The sequence below is a fragment of the Enterovibrio norvegicus genome (assembly GCF_002876705.1).
In the GTDB taxonomy this organism is placed as follows: Bacteria; Pseudomonadota; Gammaproteobacteria; order Enterobacterales; family Vibrionaceae; genus Enterovibrio; species Enterovibrio norvegicus_B.
On sequence record NZ_MDAG01000013.1, the window covers coordinates 470,698 to 491,709 of the forward strand.

Consider the following 21,012-nt stretch of genomic DNA (forward strand, 5'->3'; position numbering starts at 1 on the left):
AAGTTTTATGGATAAAAAGAAACAGCGCTCTCTCGCCCAATGGCTTAAGGGGCAGAGCAAGCTAGGCAAAACGTGGCTCATGACAGCTATCGGCTTGGCATTTTTGTCAGGTTTGTTTTTAGTCGCACAAGCGGCTCTGCTAGCCAACATTCTGCATGAACTTATTATTGAACATACCGACAAAGCCGATCTTTGGCTCTCTTTCGTCGGTCTCGCCGTTATCGTTTGCCTTCGTGCCGTTTGTAGCTGGGGCAAAGAACAAGCCGGCTACCGTGCGGGGGAAGCAGTTCGCTTGCACATCCGTCATCTCATTATGGATAAGTTAGAAACCCTAGGTCCTGCGACTATCCAAGGAAAACCCGCCGGTACGTGGGCAAGTCTTGTGCTTGAACAAGTTGAGGAGATGCAGGATTTCTTTGCTCGCTATCTGCCTCAAATGGCCATTGCCGTTCTTATTCCGTTTGTGATTCTTATCGTCGTTTTTCCACTTAACTGGGCGGCAGGGTTGATCTTCCTTGTTACTGCCCCGCTGGTGCCCTTTTTTATGGCACTGGTCGGCATGGGTGCAGCAGATGCAAACCGCCGTAACTTTAAAGCGTTACAACGCCTGTCTGGGCATTTCTACGATCGCCTTCGCGGCTTATCAACCATCCGTTTATTTGACCAAGCGGAAGCAGAAAGCAAACACCTTCGCTTGGCCTCTGAAGATTTTCGCAAACGCACCATGGAAGTGTTGCGCCTTGCATTCTTGTCGTCCGCGGTGCTTGAATTCTTCACAGCGTTGTCGATTGCGGTCACCGCCGTCTACTTCGGTTTTAGTTACATTGGTGAACTGAATTTCGGCCATTATGGTATCGGCATCACGCTCTTTATTGGTGTGTTTGTCTTGGTGCTTGCCCCTGAGTTCTATCAACCACTGCGAGATCTGGGCACCTATTACCACGCAAAAGCCCAAGCCATTGGTGCAGCAGAATCCATCGTGAACTTCTTAGACTCAACGCCTGAACATCAGTCTTCGGGAGATGCAAAGATTGCGTCTGACGTCATCACGCTTGAAGCAACAGACCTCGAAGTACTGAGCCCCGATGGTGCTGTGCTAGCCGGCCCTCTTAGCTTCTCAATTCGAGCCGGACAAAAAGTGGCTCTCGTTGGACAAAGCGGCGCAGGCAAAACCAGTTTAATCAATGCTCTACTCGGCTTCCTGCCTTACCGAGGCAGTCTTAAAATGAATGATATTGAGCTAAACTCTGCCGATCTTTCACATTGGCGCAAGCAGGTCAGTTGGGTTGGGCAAAACCCACAACTGTTCCACGGCACCATTCGAGACAATATCTGCTTAGCATCAACGCTCACCTCAGACGCTGATATGCACACAATGGCGAAAGCCGCCTATGCTGATGAATTTATTTCTAAGCTAGAAAACGGCTACGACCACCATGTAGGCGATCGCGCCGCAGGTCTTTCTGTTGGTCAGGCACAGCGCATCGCCGTTGCTCGCGCATTGCTGCAAAACGGCAAATTCTGGGTACTTGATGAACCGACAGCGAGCCTTGACGCTGCTAGCGAAAAATTGGTGATGGCGAGCTTGAGCCAAGCAACAAAAGACGCAACAACCTTGTTGATCACTCATCGCATTGACCAACTGGGAGAGAGCGATCAAATCCTCGTGATGGACAAGGGTAAGCTGGTTCAACAGGGCACCTTCGATACGCTCAAAGACGTGGGCGTATTTGCAGAAATGATCCATGCCGTAGACAGGAGTGACTTAGATGCGTGATCTCATTCCTTTCCTGAAACTCTACAAAAAGCATTGGTTCGGCCTGTCTTTGGGCATGTTGTTGTCATTCGCTACCCTCGCTGCCGCAATTGGCTTGCTGACCCTGTCAGGCTGGTTCATTGCTGCATCGGCTGTTGCAGGCCTTGCTGCAACACAAAACTTCAATTACATGCTTCCTGCCGCAGGTGTTCGTGGTTTCTCCATTGCGCGAACTGCTGGGCGTTGGGGTGAGCGCGTGGTGAGTCACAACGCAACATTCAAGTTGCTTGCTGATCTCCGTATTTTCTTCTTTGAGAAACTGACCCCACTGATCCCAGGAAAAGTCGGCAACCTACGTGATGCCGATATCCTCAACCGATTAGTGGCCGATGTTGATGCAATGGACCACGTCTATTTGCGTCTCGTCAGCCCGATGATTGTGGGCGTGTTAGGCATTCTCAGCATCAGTGGTTTTCTGTATTGGTTCGACCCTGCTATCGGTTTAACACTCGGCAGCATACTTTTCGCACTCATGTTTATCTTGCCTGTGGTGTTCTTCGTTCTTGGTCGTCCACATGGCGCGGAAATCACCCATGCAAAGTCGCGTTTGCGCACTTCTCTCCTTGATTGGCTTCAAGGTCATGCTGAGCTGCAGATTTTCGGTGCCGCAGAGCGTTACCGCGAACAAGCGAATAACGATGAAAAAAGCCTGCTTCACGCACAACGTCAAATGGCAGGGATAACGGGCCTCGCAAATGGCGTACTCCTAGCGGCAAACGGCTTAACTCTGGTACTTATGCTTTGGCTTGCCGCGGATGGCGTGGGTGGGGACTATCCCAATCCAATGGTTGCTATGGTTGCCTTTGCCACCATGGCAAGCTTCGAACTGATGATGCCTGTCGCAGGCGCGTTCCAGTATCTAAGCCAAACAGTGACGTCGGCAAAGCGCCTGAACGAAATCATTGAGGCGACGCCAGAAACACCGTTTGATCCCTTGGGTTATAACAACACCGCAAAAGGCGATATCACCTTTGATGCCGTGACATATCGCTATCATGGTGCAGATCAGGCTGCTGTCGACAATGTGTCTCTTCACATCAAAGCTGGAGAAAAAGTGGCACTGCTAGGCAGAACAGGCTGTGGTAAATCTACCTTGTTACAACTGATTACCCGTGCTTGGGATCCAACAGAAGGTGAAATACGCATCGACAACGTGCCGCTTTCAACGTGGCGAGAATCCGCATTGCGTTCGTCCGTGGCCGTCGTCAGTCAGCGCGTGGATATTTTCAATGGTGCCCTGCGTAACAACCTTGCGATGGCAAAACCAGCAGCGACTGATGAGGAGCTGCTCGATGTTATCCATAAAGTGGGGCTCTCCGCCCTACTCGATGGGCCAGGATTGGATACGTGGCTAGGAGATGGTGGTCGCCAGCTTTCTGGCGGTGAACGCCGTCGTGTTGGCATTGCACGCGCCTTGTTGCGTGATGCGCCTATCTTGTTGCTGGATGAACCTACCGAAGGGCTCGACGTGAAAACGGAACAACAGATCTTGTCTTTGCTGCTTGAGCACAGCCAAGGCAAAACCGTGTTGTTCATTACGCACAGATTGGTTGGCTTGAAAGATATGGATACCATTTGTCTAATGGACGAAGGTGGCATCATCGAGCAAGGCTCTCACAGCGACTTAAAAGCTGCAGGTGGGCGCTACACAAGTTTGTTGCAACGTATTCAGTAATGCGTTTCAGATTGTATACTTAAGGGAGCTTCGGCTCCCTTTTTGTTAATGGCCTTGCTGCTTCTCAACCCAACCGTTCACCTTGGAATATCGGATCATTGAATGACCATCTATTTACCGCCACTGGATGACAATAAGCCTGAGCATTTCCCTCCTATCTCATCAGCACTCGATGATCCTGACGGATTGCTCGCGATAGGCGGCGACCTTTCTCCTCGTCGATTGGCATCAGCCTACCGACAAGGGATCTTTCCATGGTTTGGTGTCGATGAACCTATTTTGTGGTGGTCCCCTTCTGAGCGAGCAGTGATCAACCCTGCCACGTTTACACCTCAAAAAAGTCTGCGAAAGTTTGTGCGTAAAAACGGGTATCGCGTGTCGATTAATCAATGTTTTGACGACGTCATCCAACACTGCGCCTTGATTCGAGGCGAAGACATGGTATGGATCACGCCTGAAATGCGTAACGCTTACAAAGCGCTTCACCGTCAAGGTGGCGCGCACAGCGTAGAGGTGTGGCAAGGCGATGAACTCGTTGGCGGACTGTATGGTGTGAGCGTCGGTGCAATGTTTTGTGGCGAATCCATGTTTTCACTTAAACCCAATGCCTCTAAAACGGCGCTGTGGTTCTTCTGTGAGCACTTTCGCCGACATGGTGGTCAATGGATAGATTGTCAGATGATGACAGAGCACTTGGCTTCTATGGGCGCACACGCCGTATCGAGAGACACATTCTTGACTGAATTAGACCAGCTTAAGCACATCACGCTCGACGCGTCAGTATATAAGCCACAGCGCCTAGGAGTGCAGGATGATTAAACATGCCATCAAACTCGGTGTCATGGCGGCATCCCCTTGCAACTACTTACCCTCAGAAAAAGAGTCCATCGCCATTGTGATGGATGATGATTTGTTATCAAGCGAAGGCTACAACTATCTCGTCCAAGCGGGTTTTCGACGCAGCGGCAACAATATTTATCGTCCACATTGTGGCGCGTGCACTGCCTGCCACTCATTGCGGGTGTCGGTGGAACATTTCCAACCGTCCAAGAGTCAGAAGCGACAACTCAACCAATTAAAGCGGCTCGACCTTCAATTAAAAGACACGCTCGATGACAATTGGTTTGAACTCTATGACCGATACATTTCCGCGCGCCATCGCGACGGCTCCATGTATCCCGCACGAAAGGACGACTTCCTGTCATTCGTGCAAAGTGACTGGCTAACGGTGCGCTACCTCCATGTTTATGACCAAGGTCGATTGATTGCCATCGCGGTGACAGACGATGTTGATGCAGGATACAGTGCCATTTACAGCTTCTTCGCCCCTGACCATTCATGGTCGCTGGGTTCGCTGTGTGTGCTCGCCCAGCTAACGCTGGCAAACAAAAATCAGAAGCCTTGGCTCTATCTTGGCTTCCAAATCGATGCTTGCAGCGCAATGCGCTACAAAGAAAAATTCAAACCTAATCAGCGTTACATTGCCGGTGAATGGGTTTCTTTCGAAAAATGATCCGCCACCCTTTGTGTATCTGGCACTGTATACGCCTGATTTATCATCATAGATTTCGCCAATACCCCATAAATTCTGGCCTGAATCACGTCAAACTTAGACCTCTGGCGGATTTTTGCTGGTCACTGTGAATACAAAGGGGTAAAATTTCGGCCCTGAACTTTACAGACTCAAACAATCAAGGCATTATCTGCCAGTCAAAAAATGGCTGAGAGATAGCCTAAGAGGATTAAATGGCAAAAGAAGACGTAATTGAACTGCAAGGTACCGTATTGGACACCCTGCCAAACACTATGTTTCGCGTAGAACTTGAGAACGGCCACGTAGTTACTGCTCACATCTCTGGTAAGATGCGTAAAAACTACATCCGCATCCTAACGGGTGACAAAGTTACTGTTGAAATGACACCTTACGATTTGTCGAAAGGTCGCATTATCTTCCGCGCGCGTTAATCCTCACGTCTCGCGAACACAAAAAAAACCCGGCGCATGCGCCGGGTTTTTTGGTTCCTGCTTTTTAACGAATCAAGCAGGTTCCATCTCATCACTAAAGCTGAAGGTAAGCGTGTCGTTCTTCACACCTACTTTCACTGTGCCGCCATTCACCAAACAACCGAACAGCAGTTCGTTCGCCAAGTTCTTCTTCACATGCTCTTGCATGACACGCGCCATTGGACGTGCACCCATAGACTTGTCATACCCTTTCTCTGCCAGCCACAGTTTCGCTTTATCTGTCACTTCAAGAGAAACGCCACGCGCATCCAATTGAGCTTGAAGCTCGACAACAAACTTGTCGACAACTTGAAGAATGATTTCTTTATCCAAGTTGTTAAACCAAATGATGTTATCAAGACGGTTTCGGAACTCAGGTGCAAATACCTTCTTAATCTCAGCCATCGCATCGTGGCTGTGATCTTGTTGGATCAAGCCGATCGATTTACGAATGGTTTCCGTTACGCCCGCGTTGGTTGTCATCACGAGGATCACGTTTCTGAAATCAGCCTTACGACCGTTGTTGTCCGTCAGTGTCCCGTTATCCATTACCTGAAGAAGCAGGTTGAAGACATCAGGGTGTGCTTTTTCGATTTCATCAAGCAGCACCACACTGTGTGGATGTTTAATGACTGCATCAGTCAGCAAACCACCTTGGTCATAACCCACATAGCCAGGAGGCGCACCAATCAAACGGCTGACGGTATGGCGCTCCATGTACTCTGACATATCGAAGCGTTGCAGCTCGATACCCATAGCACGGGCAAGTTGAACGGTGACCTCGGTTTTACCCACGCCCGTTGGACCTGCAAACAAGAACGAACCCACTGGTTTATTCTCTGCGCCCAAGCCTGCGCGGCTAAGTTTAATCGCTTCACACAATGCACCAATGGCATCATCTTGTCCGAAGACCAGCATCTTGAGTTTCTGCTCAAGCGACTGAAGCACTTCGCGGTCAGTTGACGACACGGACTTCTCAGGGATACGCGCCATCTTCGCAATCATGGCTTCAATATCACCAACGCCAACGGTTTTCTTACGCTTGTTTGCTGGTGCAAGGCGACAGCGCGCACCGGCTTCATCAATCACATCAATGGCTTTATCTGGTAGATGACGGTCATTAATGTATTTGGCTGAAAGCTCAACCGCAGCTCGGATGGCCTTATTGGTATAGCGAACTTCATGGTGAGCTTCGTACTTCGGTTTCAACCCCATCAGGATCTTCGTGGTGTCATCAATAGATGGCTCCACAACATCGATTTTTTGGAAACGACGAGCCAGCGCGCGCTCTTTTTCAAAGATGCTGCTGTATTCCTGATAGGTGGTCGAACCGATACAGCGGAGTTTACCGCTCGAAAGTAACGGTTTGATCAAGTTAGCGGCGTCTACTTGACCGCCTGATGCCGCACCTGCACCAATGATGGTATGAATTTCATCAATGAACAGAACCGCATGCTCTTCTTTCTCAAGCTGCTTCAGAATGGTCTTGAAGCGCTTCTCAAAATCACCACGGTATTTGGTTCCCGCAAGAAGCGAACCAATATCGAGAGAGTAAATAACACAGTTTTCAATGATTTCTGGCACTTGGCCTTCAACGATGCGCCAAGCGAGGCCTTCTGCAATCGCTGTTTTACCGACCCCAGCTTCGCCAACCAAAAGTGGGTTGTTCTTACGACGACGGCAAAGGACTTGGATAGTACGCTCAAGCTCTTTGTCACGGCCGATAAGTGGGTCAATACCGCCAACACGAGCAAGTTGGTTAAGGTTGGTTGCGAAGTTCTCTAAGCGCTCTTCACCACCTTCAACGGCCGCTTCTTCAGAAGAAAGGTCCGCACCCGGCAGTTCTTCATCGCTGCTTGCAGATTTGGTTGTACCGTGTGAAATGTAGTTAACGACATCAAGACGGCTAATATCATTTTTCTTAAGCAGATAAGCCGCGTGGGATTCTTGCTCACTAAAAATGGCCACCAGCACGTTAGCGCCACTTACTTCACTACGACCCGATGATTGGACGTGGAAGACGGCACGTTGAAGTACTCGCTGAAAACTCAGCGTTGGTTGGGTTTCTCGATTGTCATCATCAACAGGAATCAACGGCGTTGTTTGTTCGATGAATGCTTCCAATTCTTTGCGCAAGGCATCAAGATCGGCGCGGCAAGCGAGTAGCGCTTCTCGAGCGGCAACGTTTTCTAACAACGCGAGTAACAGGTGTTCCACAGTCATAAACTCATGACGTTTCTCACGTGCTCTTGCGAACGCCCCGTTCAGGCTCGCTTCAAGTTCTTTGTTTAGCATAAGGCACCTCCCTCAATAACCACATTCTGGTGTGCCGGAGAAATCCTTTTTCTATCGCTTAGGCTTTCTCCATTGTGCACAGTAGTGGGTGCTGATGTTCTTTTGCATACATCATTACCTGTGCGACTTTCATCTCGGCAACTTCCGAGGAATAAATGCCACAGACAGCCTTTCCTTCATAGTGAACAGCTAGCATCAACTGTGTCGCTTTTTCCAAATCCATGGAAAAGAATCGCTGTAACACCTCCACTACAAACTCCATGGGGGTGTAATCATCATTATTCAATAGCACTTTGTATAATGATGGCGGTTTTACTTTGGTTTCTTCCGCTTCTTTAACGTCAGAATCCGGAACTATCCATTCGTACATTTTGCTCATAACTGCTTACAATCTTTAAGGTAGCTCAAGTGTTCCTTACAAAACAATTATTTATCTAGGTGTTTTGTATATTGGGATATCATACACAAGAAACGCTACCGATACTTAAAACGTAATTCACAGATTGTATTCCAGCAACCGTGACAATGCTATGTTGAGCAATCTTTGCGATGCAGAAATAGTGCCATAGTTCACCAATCCCTCCTCGCCGTTTCAATCTCAAATCACTTTGTCAATCAATCAGACCGTCAAAACACCCTGCGTATTACAGACAGAACCCACAATGTAAGAATATCCATACACTTGTTTGGATTACCACAACCATCATCTTACTTTCACTTTGTTGAACAGCACAAAAACTTAATTCTCTTCGTTAATATTCATTCATTAACTATTCACCAATCAGATACTTTGCAATGCGTGTATTAATACACTGACAAAAGTAAAAAAAAAACGGTTTCTCAAGCCTTAATTATCATGATGTTACAATTGGAGCCTTGATGACAGGGATTAACAGCTTTGAAGCTATTTTTTAAGAACCCTTAAAATCAACTTAACACATCCGACCTTTGACATTGATTCGATTGACTTATTCATGAAACAAAATGACACATAATGGTACACACATCATCCTTCGCGAACATCTTCAGTTATTTTTATTAAAATGTTGTTATATGGCTTCTAAGGGGCTTGACTGCCTAAATCTTTCTACTAGAGTGTGAATTGAAGTAAAAACATACAGCATCAATTACCAATGAGTAACGTGATTGCAGATGTTAGTTTTACTCATAGTTATGCAATTTGAATGCAAGAGGGATGTTTCGCATGGCAAGTGGTACAGTTAAATGGTTTAACAACGCTAAAGGGTTTGGCTTCATATGCCCTGATGAAGGTGATGGTGATATTTTTGCTCATTACTCTACGATTCAAATGGATGGTTACCGGACATTGAAAGCCGGACAGACCGTGAACTATGAAGTGCTGGAAGGTCCTAAGGGTTACCACGCTAGCCAGATTGTTCCAATAGAAAGCGAAGCCTTAAAATAATTAGTGTTGCTACAAATCTTTTTGCTGCCGTAAGGTCGAAGTTTGAAAGAGCGAACATTTTGTTCGCTCTTTTGTTTTATACGCTCCAGCCCAGATTCTAAAAGGCGTCTAGCCTCCTCAACCCCACAAAAAACATCCTAGATTATCAATACTGAGAAAGTACTCCCTCACGCAAAAGTCTAATTTCACCTTAGGGCGAGGCCAATTTTCTATACACATCGCTCAGACAAACGCTCAAGCAGTTTGAAGATGCAGGATTCCGTGAGATTTACAACGATACGCAAAGGCTCTCTTTCAGACAGTGCTCTCATCACTCAGCACTATTCGCAAAAAGCACACCTCTCTCATCGTTCGTAAGCGCTACCGAAACAAGGCCATCTCATTGTTTGGGTACATACTCGAGCATTTTTATAATGCTTGGGGCTACATATCTGTTAGACAAAGGGCTATTCGATGAAAATATCCGACTTATGGTTGGCGGGATTCCTATTCCTTTTTTCCATCCCTACCAACGCTGGTAACCTCAATTTCGCTTCTGAATCCGAGCTGGACGCAGCACTCGGACAACGAATTTCTCAACTAAGCCTCACGGGGGATCCGCGCTCTCCGCGCTCACTGCCTTCCATTACCACACCCAAAGCACAACTCGGGAAACTGCTGTTTTTCAGTAAAATCCAAAGCGGTAATTTCGACACTGCATGCGTCTCTTGCCATCACCCCATGTTAGGCGGCGCTGATGCACTCTCGATCGCAATAGGCGTCGATACAGTAAATCCTAATCTGCTCGGCCCTGGGCGTGAGCACAGAGCAACTGCGCCTTTCTACGATGGTGGCCCTACGATGCCCCGAAATGTCCCAACAAGTTTCAATCTTGGCTTTTGGGACAAACACATATTCCACGATGGACGTGTTGAAGCCTTGCTGCCTCTCCCCTTCCAACATGGTGCGATTGGCGGCATGAGTACGCCGGATTCAGGCAAAGACTTGCCAGATCCCGATGCCGGCAACAACCTCAGCACCGCGCAAGCAGCCTTCCCACAAATCACGCTTGAAGAAATGCGAGGGTTCACCTTTGCAGAGGGATTATCAAATCAAGACACACGAGAACTCGTGGCAGCGAGGATGCGAGGAGAAGGTGAGCCGTTAGCATTAAACCTTTGGCCAACGCTTTTTCGACAAGCATTCAACCTTCCTAATGCACCACTAGGCGACGTGATTACCCCTGCGTCAATTCGAGAAGTACTTGCTGAATACATGCGATCTCAAGTCTTTGTGGACAATCCTTGGTTTGGCTATGTTCAAGGCAATACCGATGCACTCACGCCACAGGAAAAACGCGGTGCTTTTAAATTTCTTTCTCGTAAAAGTGTCGGCGGGTTTAATTGTCAAAACTGCCACAGCGGCAATTTGATGACGGATGAAGGCTTTCATAACCTCGCCATGCCACAGCTAGGACGAGGTAAAGGTGATAGCTATACACGTACAAATGATTTTGGACGTTACCGAGAGACCAACCGTTTTAACGATTTATTCGCCTTCAGGACGCCGTCACTGCTCAATGTAGAGGTCACTGGCCCCTATGGTCACGCAGGTGCATATAGCACCTTAGAGGACACCATACGCCATCATATGAACCCTGCGGTAGCCATAGCACGTTATCAATATGACGGTACACAGCCTTCTGTTCAGCAAAGTGATATGCAAAACAATTCGCAAGAAGCAATAAACATCTTGTTTGTTCAGCAAATTGTTGGTGTCAGTAAACTCAACAATCACGCTTACAATGAGGAAGATATTCAAGACTTGGCCGCTTTTCTTCGCGCCTTGACCGACCCTTGCGTGAAAGATCGCCAATGTGTGTTGCCATGGCTCGTCGATAATGACATCGACCCTGATGGCCTGCGCATTGAAGCAATCGACATCAGCTTGCAACCACTCTAAACCCAACACTTCTGTGTACATCAAACACCTCTGTGCACATCCAACATGAGGTGTACATCGAAAGGGTGATTGAAGTAAGACGAGGGTTTTGTATCAGACTGAGTAAATGCGCCAGTCGAAGAGATGCATTGAGCCAAAGAAGTGAAACAAGATGGGAATCGAGGCTAAGACAGCGAGACCCTAAATATAAAAAAGCCCGGCGATTGCCGGGCTTAGAAACAAGTGAATCCTATGGATTACATTTGTTGAATCATGTCTTCTGCAAACTCAGAACACTTACGTAGCGTTGCGCCGTCCATGAGACGTTCGAAATCGTACGTTACAGTCTTGTTAGCGATCGCTTTTTCCATAGAAGAAATGATCAGGTCTGCTGCTTCAATCCAACCTAGGTGACGAAGCATCATTTCTGCAGAAAGGATCAGTGAACCAGGGTTAACCTTGTCCTGACCTGCATACTTAGGTGCAGTACCGTGCGTTGCTTCAAACAGTGCAATGCCATCACCGATGTTTGCACCCGGTGCGATACCGATACCACCAACCTGTGCAGCAAGTGCATCAGACACGTAGTCACCATTAAGGTTCATGGTGGCAATCACATCGTACTCAGCAGGACGAAGAAGGATTTGCTGAAGGAATGCATCAGCAATGACATCTTTGATGATGATTTCTTTGCCCGTGTTCGGGTTTTTCAACGTCATCCATGGACCACCGTCCAACAACTCAGCACCGAACTCTTCTTTTGCTACTTCATAGCCCCAATCTTTGAAGGCACCTTCGGTGAACTTCATGATGTTGCCTTTGTGAACCAGCGTCATTGAGTCACGATCGTTGTCGATAGTGTACTGGATTGCTGCACGAACAAGACGCTTAGTACCTTCCTCAGAAACAGGCTTGATACCGATACCACATTCCTCGTCGAAACGGATTTTGGTTGCGCCCATTTCTTCTTTTAGGAATTTAATGATTTTGTCTGCTTCAGCAGTGCCTGCTTTGAATTCAACACCTGCGTAGATATCTTCTGAGTTTTCACGGTAGATAACCATGTCAGTCAGTTCAGGTTGTTTTAGCGGGCTTGGAACGCCTTCAAAATAACGAACAGGGCGAGCACAGATATACAGGTCAAGCTCTTGACGAAGGGCTACGTTCAAAGAACGGATACCGCCGCCTACTGGCGTCGTTAGAGGACCTTTAATTGCTACTTTGTAATCACGGATAAAATCGAGGGTTTCAGTAGGTAACCACTCATCTTCGCCGTAGATCTGGGTTGATTTCTCACCGGTATAGATTTCCATCCAGGAGATCTTACGGTCACCGCCGTAAGCCTTTTCAACCGCAGCATCGACAACTTTGATCATCGCAGGGCTAACATCAACGCCAATACCGTCACCTTCAATGTAAGGAATGACAGGGTTATTAGGAACGACCAGCTTGCCGTTTTCTACTGCAATTTTCTGACCATCAGCTGGCACGACTACTTTACTTTCCATTTAATTCTCCTAGCGTCCATTTGTTATCTTTTGCTCACCAAACAGAGCAATTTTCTGGCACACCGGAAACGTCCATTTGTTCCAAATTGGTGCAACAGGTAATTGTTCTGTTTGGTATAACATGCGGGCAAAAGAATACTGTAAATCATGCAACACGCCAATCACATTATTCCATGTATAATACGGAGGTCTCATTTGTTACCTGACCTGATTGACAGTATTTAATGACGTTTAAAACCACCACAAAAAGAAGCGCAAAAACATCCGCTTCTAAGCCAAATTCTCGACGCACTTCACGCTTGCGTTCCAATAAACCTGCGCGCTCGAAAGGCCAGACGAAAATCATCCTTTTCAACAAGCCATTTAACACCTTGACGCAGTTCACAGGTGAACCGAGAGATTCGACGTTAGCCGACTTTATTCCTGTGAAGGATGTCTATGCCGCTGGCCGCCTCGACAAAGACAGTGAAGGACTTTTAGTGCTGACCAATGACGGCATTCTTCAAGCACGATTAACGCAGCCAAAATCTAAATCACCAAAAACCTACTGGGTGCAAGTTGAAGGTATCCCAAGTGAGGATTCTCTCAACCGCCTGCGCGACGGTGTCGAATTAAACGATGGGTGGACATTGCCAGCAGGCATCGAGCTCATGCAAGAACCGACCATTTGGGATCGCAATCCGCCGATCCGCCACCGCCCTTCCATCCCCACAAGTTGGATCGCGATCACCTTGGAAGAAGGCCGTAACCGCCAAGTACGCAGAATGACGGCAGCCGTTGGCCACCCTACTCTGCGCTTGATTCGTCATCGAATGGGAGAATGGACGGTCGACGATCTGCAACCGGGTGAATGGAAAGAGGTTTCTCTTCCTCAAAAACAATGAAAATGTGATTGAGTTCTCATCTGTAACAGCGCGAAGGTTTCTGGTAAACTCTGCCACCGATTTAATTGGAGCTTGAAATTTCGTCATGTCAGATAACAGCAGCAAAAAAGTTATCGTCGGTATGTCCGGCGGCGTCGATTCCTCAGTATCAGCTTATCTACTGAAGCAGCAAGGCTATCAGGTAGAGGGCCTTTTCATGAAAAACTGGGAAGAAGACGATAGCGACGAGTACTGTTCGGCAGCGGAAGATCTGGCCGATGCACAAGCAGTCTGCGACAAGCTTGGTATTGAGATGCACACCATTAACTTTGCAGCTGAATACTGGGACAACGTCTTTGAACACTTTCTTAAAGAGTACAAAGCAGGTCGCACACCTAACCCAGACATTCTTTGTAACAAAGAAATCAAGTTTAAAGCCTTCTTAGAGTTTGCTGATGAAGTGCTTGAAGCTGACTACATTGCCATGGGTCACTATGTACGTCGCACCTTCCCAACTCAGGAAGGCGAAAACGCACAAATGCTGCGCGGCGTGGATAACAACAAAGACCAAAGCTACTTCTTGTACACCCTAAGCCACGAGCAAGTTGCACGCAGCCTGTTCCCTGTGGGTGAGTTAGAAAAACCAGAAGTTCGCCGTATCGCAGAAGAACAAGACCTGATCACCGCGAAGAAGAAAGATTCGACCGGTATTTGCTTCATCGGTGAACGTAAATTCACTGATTTCTTATCAAAATACCTGCCAGCACAACCTGGTGTGATTGAAACCACCGAAGGGGATGCCATTGGCGAACACCAAGGCTTGATGTACCACACGCTGGGTCAACGTAAAGGCCTACACATCGGTGGTCAAAAAGGCGGTGGCGGCCTAGAAGCTGCTTGGTATGTGGTTGATAAAGATGTAGAACGCAATGTGTTGATTGTTGCTCAAGGCCATGATCACCCACGTCTATTCTCAAAGGGTTTGATCGCCGCTCAACTTCATTGGGTTGATCGCGCAACAATGACAGAACCATTGAAGTGCACCGTAAAAACGCGATACCGCCAAACAGACATATCATGTACCATCGAGCCAATTGATGGAGACCAGATCAAAGTCATCTTTGATGAACCGCAAGCTGCGGTTACCCCTGGTCAATCAGCCGTATTTTATTCCGGTGATGTGTGTCTAGGCGGCGGCATCATCGAAGCGCGTATTTAAGGAGCAATCGTCAGTGGCTAATACTTTGTTTGATCGTACCATCGCATTCGCGAGTATCTGTCAATCTGTCAAACTTGTTCAAGAGGTCGCTCGCACAGGCACCTGTGATCGCGATACGCTCGGCGCAAGCTTAAACAGTATTATCGTCACCAACCCTGCTTCAACCATTGAGGTTTACGGTAAAGAAGAAAACCTCAATCTTGGTTTAACGACCCTCATTAACGAGTTAGACAACAGCCCTGGTGGCAGTGAGCTCACTCGTTATCTGATCAATATACTGGCATTGGAACGTAAGCTATCCGGCCGTCGCGACAGTCTCGCACAGCTTGGTGATCGCTTAGATACCATCCAACGTCAGGTTCAACACTTTGACCTGCTTGATGAACAAATGGTAAGCAACCTTGCCAGTGTTTACTTGGATACTATTAGCCCGCTAGGGCCAAGGATCCAAGTGACTGGCACACCAGCACAGCTTCAAATCACTGGCGTACAACATAAAGTACGTGCGTTATTGCTTTCGGGTATCCGAAGCGCCGTGCTTTGGCGTCAGGTTGGCGGCAAACGCCGTCATCTTATCTTTGGTCGTAAACAAATGATCGAGCAGGCCAAAATCATCTTAGCCCGAAATTCGTAATTTTAATTCAGGAGAGAGACCATGGAACTGTCAGCACTGACAGCTGTTTCACCGGTGGATGGCCGTTACGGAACGAAAACGATTGCGTTGCGTTCAATCTTCAGTGAGTTTGGCTTATTGAAGTACCGCACGATCGTTGAAGTTCGTTGGTTGCAAAAACTGGCAGCAACAGATGCTATCAAGGAAGTACCTGCGTTCAGCGCAGAAGCAAACGCGCTTTTAGACCAAATCGCTGCCGAGTTCAGCGAAGCTGATGCACAACGCATCAAAGACATCGAGCGCACCACCAACCACGACGTTAAAGCGGTTGAGTATTTCCTGAAAGAAAAAGTCGCTGGCAATGCCGAGCTGAACGCTGTTAACGAGTTCATCCACTTTGCATGTACTTCAGAAGACATCAACAACACGTCTCACGCATTGATGCTTAAAGAAGCACGTGATGAAGTGATTCTGCCAGAAATTCGCAACGTTATTGATGCGATTAAAGCACTGGCTCTTGAATATCGTGAAGTGCCTCTTCTGTCTCGTACACACGGTCAACCAGCGTCTCCTTCTACCATGGGTAAAGAGATGGCTAACGTTGCATACCGCATGGAACGTCAGTACAAGCAAATCGAAAACGTTGAAATCCTCGCGAAAATCAACGGTGCGGTTGGTAACTACAACGCACACATCTCTGCTTACCCTGAAGTGGATTGGCATGGTTTCAGTGAAGAGTTCATCACTGAATCGCTTGGCGTAACGTGGAACCCTTACACAACGCAAATCGAACCTCACGACTACATCGCAGAATTGTTCGATGCGATTGCGCGTTTCAACACTATCTTGATCGACTTCGATCGCGATGTGTGGGGCTACATTGCACTGGGTCACTTCAAGCAAAAAACCATTGCTGGCGAAATTGGTTCTTCAACCATGCCGCACAAAGTGAACCCAATCGACTTTGAAAACTCAGAAGGTAACCTGGGTCTAGCGAACGCAGTATTTGGCCACTTGGCGCAAAAACTGCCAATCTCTCGCTGGCAGCGCGATCTGACTGACTCAACGGTTCTTCGTAACCTTGGCGTTGGCGTGGGTTACGCAATCATTGCATACACCTCGACCCTAAAAGGCATTAGCAAGCTGGAAGTTAACCAAGCTGCGCTTGAAGCTGAACTCGACAGAAACTGGGAAGTATTGGCAGAGCCAGTACAAACCGTGATGCGTCGTTACGGTATCGAGAAGCCATACGAAAAGCTGAAAGAGCTAACGCGCGGTAAGCGTGTAGACGGCGAAGGCATGCGTGCATTCATCGATGGCCTGGATCTGCCTGAAGACGAGAAAGTACGTCTGAAGCAAATGACCCCAGCGAACTACATCGGCGATGCGATTAAGCTGACCGATCAGCTGTAAGCGATTGTTCTTTCTGCCACAGCGTGCAGAATGATTGAAGCCCGGTTCTGCCGGGCTTTTTATTTCTCTCGCGTCTCTGCATATTCACCATGCTTGGGTATATACTTGAGCCCATTCTTAGAAAACTGCACACCCTTATGTATCAGTTAAATTTCGACCTAAACAGCTTCCTTTCTACGCATTGGCACAAAAAGCCAACCATCATTCGCAACGGCTTCGTTGAATTTGATGATCCAATCACGCCAGATGAATTGGCGGGATTGGCGATGGAAGAAGACATTGATTCGCGCTTCGTCACGAACCTGGATGGCAACTGGCAAGCCCAGCATGGCCCTTTCGAAAATTTCGACGACTTCCCTGACACCCACTCTCAACTGATTATTCAAGCGGCAAACCACTGGCACCCAGGGTTACGCGAATTGGCAGAACCCTTCCGTGTTCTACCAAATTGGTTGTTTGATGATGTGATGATCTGCCTATCTATGCCAAATGGCGGCGTAGGCCCACATATCGACCAATACGATGTGTTTATCATTCAAGGGATGGGTAAACGTCGTTGGCGCGTGGGTGACAAAGGCGATTACAAAGACGCTAACCACCACACGGGATTGCGTCAAATTGAAGGCTTTGATCCGATCATTGATGAAGTACTCGAGCCGGGCGATATTCTGTATATCCCGCCAGGTTTCCCGCATGAAGGGAACACCATCGATGTGTCGATGAGCTACTCCATTGGTTACCGTTCTCCGAAGAAGCTAGAGCTACTGAGCGGCTTTGCAGACTACGTGCTGACGAATGAGTTGGGTGACATTCACTACTACGATCCCAACCTGCAAACCCGTGAAGAACACGGCATGATCCCAACCGCTGAGTTTGACGCGTTGAACAACATGCTGATGAAATTGTTGAACGATCCGAAAGCGAAATCACGCTGGATGGGCGAGCAACTCAGCCAGTCACGCCATGAGCTAGACATCATGCCAGCAGAGCCACCATGGGCGGCGGATGAGCTTTTCCAATTCATGGAAGAGAACTTGGTGCTTGAGAAAGTTTCAGGCCTAAAAGCGCTTTACCACGAGGACGACCTGTCAGTGATTTTCCTGAACGGCGAATCAATCGAACTGCCTGAAGGTTGTGAAGCTGCGGCGCGTGTGTTGTGTGACCAAGAAGCTTTTACGGGTGAAGATTTAGGCCCGATTGCCAACAACCCTGCATTGCTCGCGTTGTTGCTCGACCTTTGCAACCAAGGTTATTGGTACCCGCAGGCTTAATCGACCCTGTATTGCGTTAAATACTCATACGGCATAGCCAGTAAAAAGCCTTCCAGATGGAAGGCTTTTTTGTTTTCCTTGCTTGGAAAAACGACGTTTACAACGACACTTGAAGGCATGACACCGAATGGTGATCTGTCCCTTCCAATGCAGGCTTTCTTTGCGCACACGCTTCATTTGCTTGCGGACAACGTGTTCGAAATACACAACCCGACGGCGGATTCATCGGAGAAGGCAATTCACCTTCTAGCAATTGAATCTCTTTGTTTCGTTCTTTGTCTGGATCGGGAATCGGCACCGCAGACATCAAAGCTTTGGTATAAGGGTGTTGAGGGTTATCAAACAGTGCTTTGCTCTCAGCAAGCTCGACCGAATTCCCCAAGTACATAACAAGTACGCGGTCGGAAATGTGCTTCACCACTGACAGGTCGTGCGCAATAAAGATAAGGCTCAAGCCCATCTCTTTTTGCAGTTCTTTCAGAAGGTTCACCACCTGTGCTTGGATAGACACATCCAATGCCGACACCGGTTCGTCACAAATCACCAGCTTTGGCTTTAAGATCAAAGCACGCGCAATACCAATACGCTGACACTGACCACCGGAGAATTCATGCGGGTAGCGGTTGATCACATTAGGCAATAAACCCACGCGCGTCATCATGGTTTGAACTTGCGCTTTTACCTCGTCTTTCGACAACTCTGGGTAGAAGGTTTTCAACGGCTCAGCAATGATGTCCCCAACGGTCATTCGTGGGTTCAACGACGCGAGAGGATCCTGAAATATCATTTGGATCTCTTTGCGCTTCTCACGCATTTCGTTGCCATGCAGCTTGGTTAAGTCTTTGCCTAGCCAAACCACTTGCCCGTCAGTGGCTTCTACAAGACCAATGACTGCGCGCGCAAAAGTGGATTTACCACAACCCGACTCGCCCACAACGCCCAGCGTCTCACCTTCATAAAGGCGAATATTGACGCCATCAACCGCTTTCAATACCGCAGGTTTCGCCCAAGGCCACATTGATTTGGAAGCGATATTGAAATGCACTTTTAGGTCTTCAATATCCAATAAGAGTTTTTTATCCATCACACCCATTACCACGCCTCCTGATCAGAAAAACACGCACGAAGACGGCCCTCGCCAAACGGCGTCAGAATCGGAGATTCTTGCTTACAGTGATCACTCACACGGTGACAACGATCTTGATACGGACAGCCCGGTGGTAGTTTCAGCAAGTTCGGTGGATTCCCTGGAATGGTTGGCAACACCTCACCTTCCGTGTCCAAACGTGGAATCGCCTTCAACAGTCCCTCTGTGTAAGGGTGGCTTGGCGTGTAGAAAATTTCGTTAACACTGCCGTACTCCATCGTTCGGCCAGCATACATCACCAACACTTTGTCACACGAGCCGGCAACGACGCCCAAATCATGAGTAATCATGATAATGGCGGTATTGAACTCAGATTTCAGCTCGTTCAATAGCTGCATGATTTGTGCTTGTATCGTGACATCTAATGCGGTGGTGGGTTCATCCGCGATCAACAGTTTTGGTCGACACAGCAGTGCCATCGCAATCATGACTCGCTGGCGCATACCGCCTGAGAACTCATGAGGATACATATGAATGCGTTTTCGCGCTTCCGGGATTTTCACCGCTTCAAGCATACGAATGGATTCTTCAAATGCCTCCGTTTTCCCCATTCCCTTGTGCAACATAAGCACTTCGGTTAACTGGTCACTGACTTTCATGTAAGGGTTCAATGACGTCATTGGGTCTTGGAAAATCATCGCGATCTGCTCAGCGCGGATCTTATTCAGTTCCTTCTCAGGCAAATTCAGAATCTCATTGCCTTCGAACTTGGCACTGCCTTTAACAATGCCGTTTTTCGCCAATAGACCCATGATAGAAAACACGGTTTGGCTCTTACCTGAACCAGACTCACCAACGATACCCAGCGTTTCGCCGCGATCGAGGGAGAAGTTCAAGTCATTCACTGCGGTGACAAACCCATCTTGAGTTTTAAATTCCACGCGCAGATCTTTTACATCTAATAGGCTCATACTTCCTCCTTATCGATCCTTCGGATCCAGCGCGTCACGCAAACCATCACCCACGTAGTTGAAGCACAACAAGGTGGTGACCATGAACAATGTTGGGAAAATGAGCTGCCAAATGGCCAACTCCATGGTTTGCGACCCTTCTTGCAACAACGCACCCCAGCTCGTCATCGGCTCTTGCACACCTAAGCCAAGGAAGCTCAAGAAAGACTCAATCAAGATCATGCTTGGAATAAGCAGCGTTGAATACACCGCAACAATACCCAAAACGTTTGGCACGATATGTCGGAGAATAATATTTCGCGTGCTCACGCCACTGACGTGTGCCGCTTCGATAAATTCCTTATTACGTAAACTCAAGGTTTGACCACGCACAATCCGCGCCATGTCTAGCCAAGCAATGGCACCGATGGCAACGAAAATCAGAACAATGTTTCGGCCAAAGAAGGTGACTAATACGATCACCAAGAACATGAAAGGAATGGCGTTCAGAATTTCCAGAATACGCATCATCACACGGTCAGTGCGGCCACCGATATAGCCCGACGTCGCACCATACACGGTACCAATAATGACGGCCACGAAAGCCCCCATCAAACCCACCATCAGTGATATCTGGCCACCCACAAGGGTACGGACATATATGTCACGGCCAAGGGCATCGGTACCAAAAACGTGTCCTTCAGCACCCAGTGAAGGCGCTGCATGCATGGCATACCAATCTGTATCATCAAAGGCGTAAGTCGCAAAGAACGGACCAACAATCACCCAAAGGGTAATAACCGCAAGAATAAACAAGCTCGTCATTGCCGCTTTGTTTCGCATAAAGCGAAGGCGAGCATCTTGCCAAAGGCTTCGGCCCTCGACTTCCAGCTGAGCAGAGAAGTTATCGATAGCTTCGTTATTTTGTTCTTTGTTCAATAGCATATTTCAA

18 protein-coding genes are annotated in these 21,012 nt (G+C 47.9%); 12 read left to right on the forward strand and 6 right to left on the reverse strand.

What is annotated here, in order from left to right:
- Positions 1–7: 7 nt before the first annotated feature.
- The 5 genes from cydD to infA all read left to right on the forward strand — a co-directional run bounded on the left by cydD (position 8) and on the right by infA (position 5,456).
- Complete coding sequence (cydD, locus tag BCT27_RS09605; RefSeq protein WP_102391150.1) at positions 8–1,777, forward strand: heme ABC transporter permease/ATP-binding protein CydD; 1,770 nt, start codon at positions 8–10, stop codon at positions 1,775–1,777.
- On the forward strand, positions 1,770–3,491 hold the full coding sequence (gene cydC / locus BCT27_RS09610) for a heme ABC transporter ATP-binding protein/permease CydC (RefSeq protein WP_102395652.1): 1,722 nt from the start codon (positions 1,770–1,772) through the stop codon (positions 3,489–3,491). Before cydD ends, cydC begins: the two co-directional genes overlap by 8 nt.
- Before the next feature lie 102 nt (positions 3,492–3,593).
- On the forward strand, positions 3,594–4,310 hold the full coding sequence (aat, locus tag BCT27_RS09615) for a leucyl/phenylalanyl-tRNA--protein transferase (protein WP_102395653.1): 717 nt from the start codon (positions 3,594–3,596) through the stop codon (positions 4,308–4,310).
- The gene (locus tag BCT27_RS09620) at positions 4,303–5,004 is read left to right on the forward strand and encodes an arginyltransferase (RefSeq protein ID WP_102395654.1); all 702 of its coding nucleotides are present in this window, start codon (positions 4,303–4,305) and stop codon (positions 5,002–5,004) included. The genes aat and BCT27_RS09620 overlap by 8 nt, the downstream gene beginning before the upstream one ends.
- Before the next feature lie 233 nt (positions 5,005–5,237).
- Entirely contained in the window at positions 5,238–5,456 is a 219-nt protein-coding gene (gene infA, locus BCT27_RS09625; RefSeq protein WP_016961517.1) for a translation initiation factor IF-1, read from the forward strand.
- Between the two features lie 72 nt (positions 5,457–5,528).
- On the opposite strand, the gene clpA is transcribed toward infA, so the two are convergent.
- Together clpA and clpS are read right to left on the reverse strand one after the other, a co-directional pair.
- Positions 5,529–7,790, reverse strand: a complete 2,262-nt coding sequence (gene clpA, locus BCT27_RS09630; RefSeq protein WP_102395655.1) for an ATP-dependent Clp protease ATP-binding subunit ClpA — start codon at positions 7,788–7,790, stop codon at positions 5,529–5,531.
- Positions 7,791–7,848: 58 nt separating this feature from the next.
- Positions 7,849–8,169, reverse strand: coding sequence for an ATP-dependent Clp protease adapter ClpS (gene clpS, locus BCT27_RS09635; protein ID WP_017012119.1), 321 nt, complete (start codon positions 8,167–8,169; stop codon positions 7,849–7,851).
- Positions 8,170–8,994: 825 nt separating this feature from the next.
- Between clpS and cspD the strand changes: the two genes are divergently transcribed.
- Positions 8,995–9,216 carry a cold shock domain-containing protein CspD gene (gene cspD, locus BCT27_RS09640; RefSeq protein WP_017012120.1) on the forward strand — a complete coding sequence of 74 codons (222 nt, stop codon included), beginning with the start codon at positions 8,995–8,997 and terminating at the stop codon, positions 9,214–9,216.
- Between the two features lie 453 nt (positions 9,217–9,669).
- Positions 9,670–11,157 (forward strand): cytochrome-c peroxidase, encoded by a 1,488-nt coding sequence (locus BCT27_RS09645; RefSeq protein ID WP_102395656.1) that lies wholly within the window; start codon positions 9,670–9,672, stop codon positions 11,155–11,157.
- Between the two features lie 236 nt (positions 11,158–11,393).
- Here BCT27_RS09645 and icd read toward each other — a convergent pair whose 3' ends face one another.
- Positions 11,394–12,644, reverse strand: coding sequence for an NADP-dependent isocitrate dehydrogenase (icd, locus tag BCT27_RS09650; protein WP_102395657.1), 1,251 nt, complete (start codon positions 12,642–12,644; stop codon positions 11,394–11,396).
- 224 nt (positions 12,645–12,868) lie between these two features.
- On the opposite strand from icd, the gene BCT27_RS09655 reads away from it, so the two are divergent.
- The 5 genes from BCT27_RS09655 to BCT27_RS09675 all read left to right on the forward strand — a co-directional run bounded on the left by BCT27_RS09655 (position 12,869) and on the right by BCT27_RS09675 (position 18,023).
- On the forward strand, positions 12,869–13,528 hold the full coding sequence (locus tag BCT27_RS09655; protein WP_102395658.1) for a pseudouridine synthase: 660 nt from the start codon (positions 12,869–12,871) through the stop codon (positions 13,526–13,528).
- An 85-nt stretch (positions 13,529–13,613) separates the two neighbouring features.
- Positions 13,614–14,726 carry a tRNA 2-thiouridine(34) synthase MnmA gene (gene mnmA, locus BCT27_RS09660; RefSeq protein ID WP_102395659.1) on the forward strand — a complete coding sequence of 371 codons (1,113 nt, stop codon included), beginning with the start codon at positions 13,614–13,616 and terminating at the stop codon, positions 14,724–14,726.
- Positions 14,727–14,739: 13 nt separating this feature from the next.
- Positions 14,740–15,360: a high frequency lysogenization protein HflD gene (hflD, locus tag BCT27_RS09665; protein ID WP_102317763.1), complete on the forward strand. Its 621-nt coding sequence runs from the start codon at positions 14,740–14,742 to the stop codon at positions 15,358–15,360.
- 21 nt (positions 15,361–15,381) lie between these two features.
- Positions 15,382–16,752: an adenylosuccinate lyase gene (gene purB, locus BCT27_RS09670; protein ID WP_102395660.1), complete on the forward strand. Its 1,371-nt coding sequence runs from the start codon at positions 15,382–15,384 to the stop codon at positions 16,750–16,752.
- A gap of 137 nt (positions 16,753–16,889) precedes the next feature.
- Positions 16,890–18,023 carry a ribosomal protein uL16 3-hydroxylase gene (locus tag BCT27_RS09675; RefSeq protein ID WP_102391143.1) on the forward strand — a complete coding sequence of 378 codons (1,134 nt, stop codon included), beginning with the start codon at positions 16,890–16,892 and terminating at the stop codon, positions 18,021–18,023.
- Between the two features lie 97 nt (positions 18,024–18,120).
- On the opposite strand, the gene oppF is transcribed toward BCT27_RS09675, so the two are convergent.
- Genes oppF through oppC form a run of 3 tightly spaced genes read right to left on the reverse strand, consistent with a single transcriptional unit; the run spans position 18,121 to position 21,005 of the window.
- Entirely contained in the window at positions 18,121–19,116 is a 996-nt protein-coding gene (gene oppF, locus BCT27_RS09680) for a murein tripeptide/oligopeptide ABC transporter ATP binding protein OppF (RefSeq protein WP_017015928.1), read from the reverse strand.
- Positions 19,116–20,081 carry an ABC transporter ATP-binding protein gene (gene oppD / locus BCT27_RS09685; protein WP_102391142.1) on the reverse strand — a complete coding sequence of 322 codons (966 nt, stop codon included), beginning with the start codon at positions 20,079–20,081 and terminating at the stop codon, positions 19,116–19,118. The genes oppF and oppD overlap by 1 nt, the downstream gene beginning before the upstream one ends.
- A gap of 9 nt (positions 20,082–20,090) precedes the next feature.
- Entirely contained in the window at positions 20,091–21,005 is a 915-nt protein-coding gene (oppC, locus tag BCT27_RS09690; protein ID WP_017015927.1) for an oligopeptide ABC transporter permease OppC, read from the reverse strand.
- Positions 21,006–21,012: the final 7 nt, after the last annotated feature.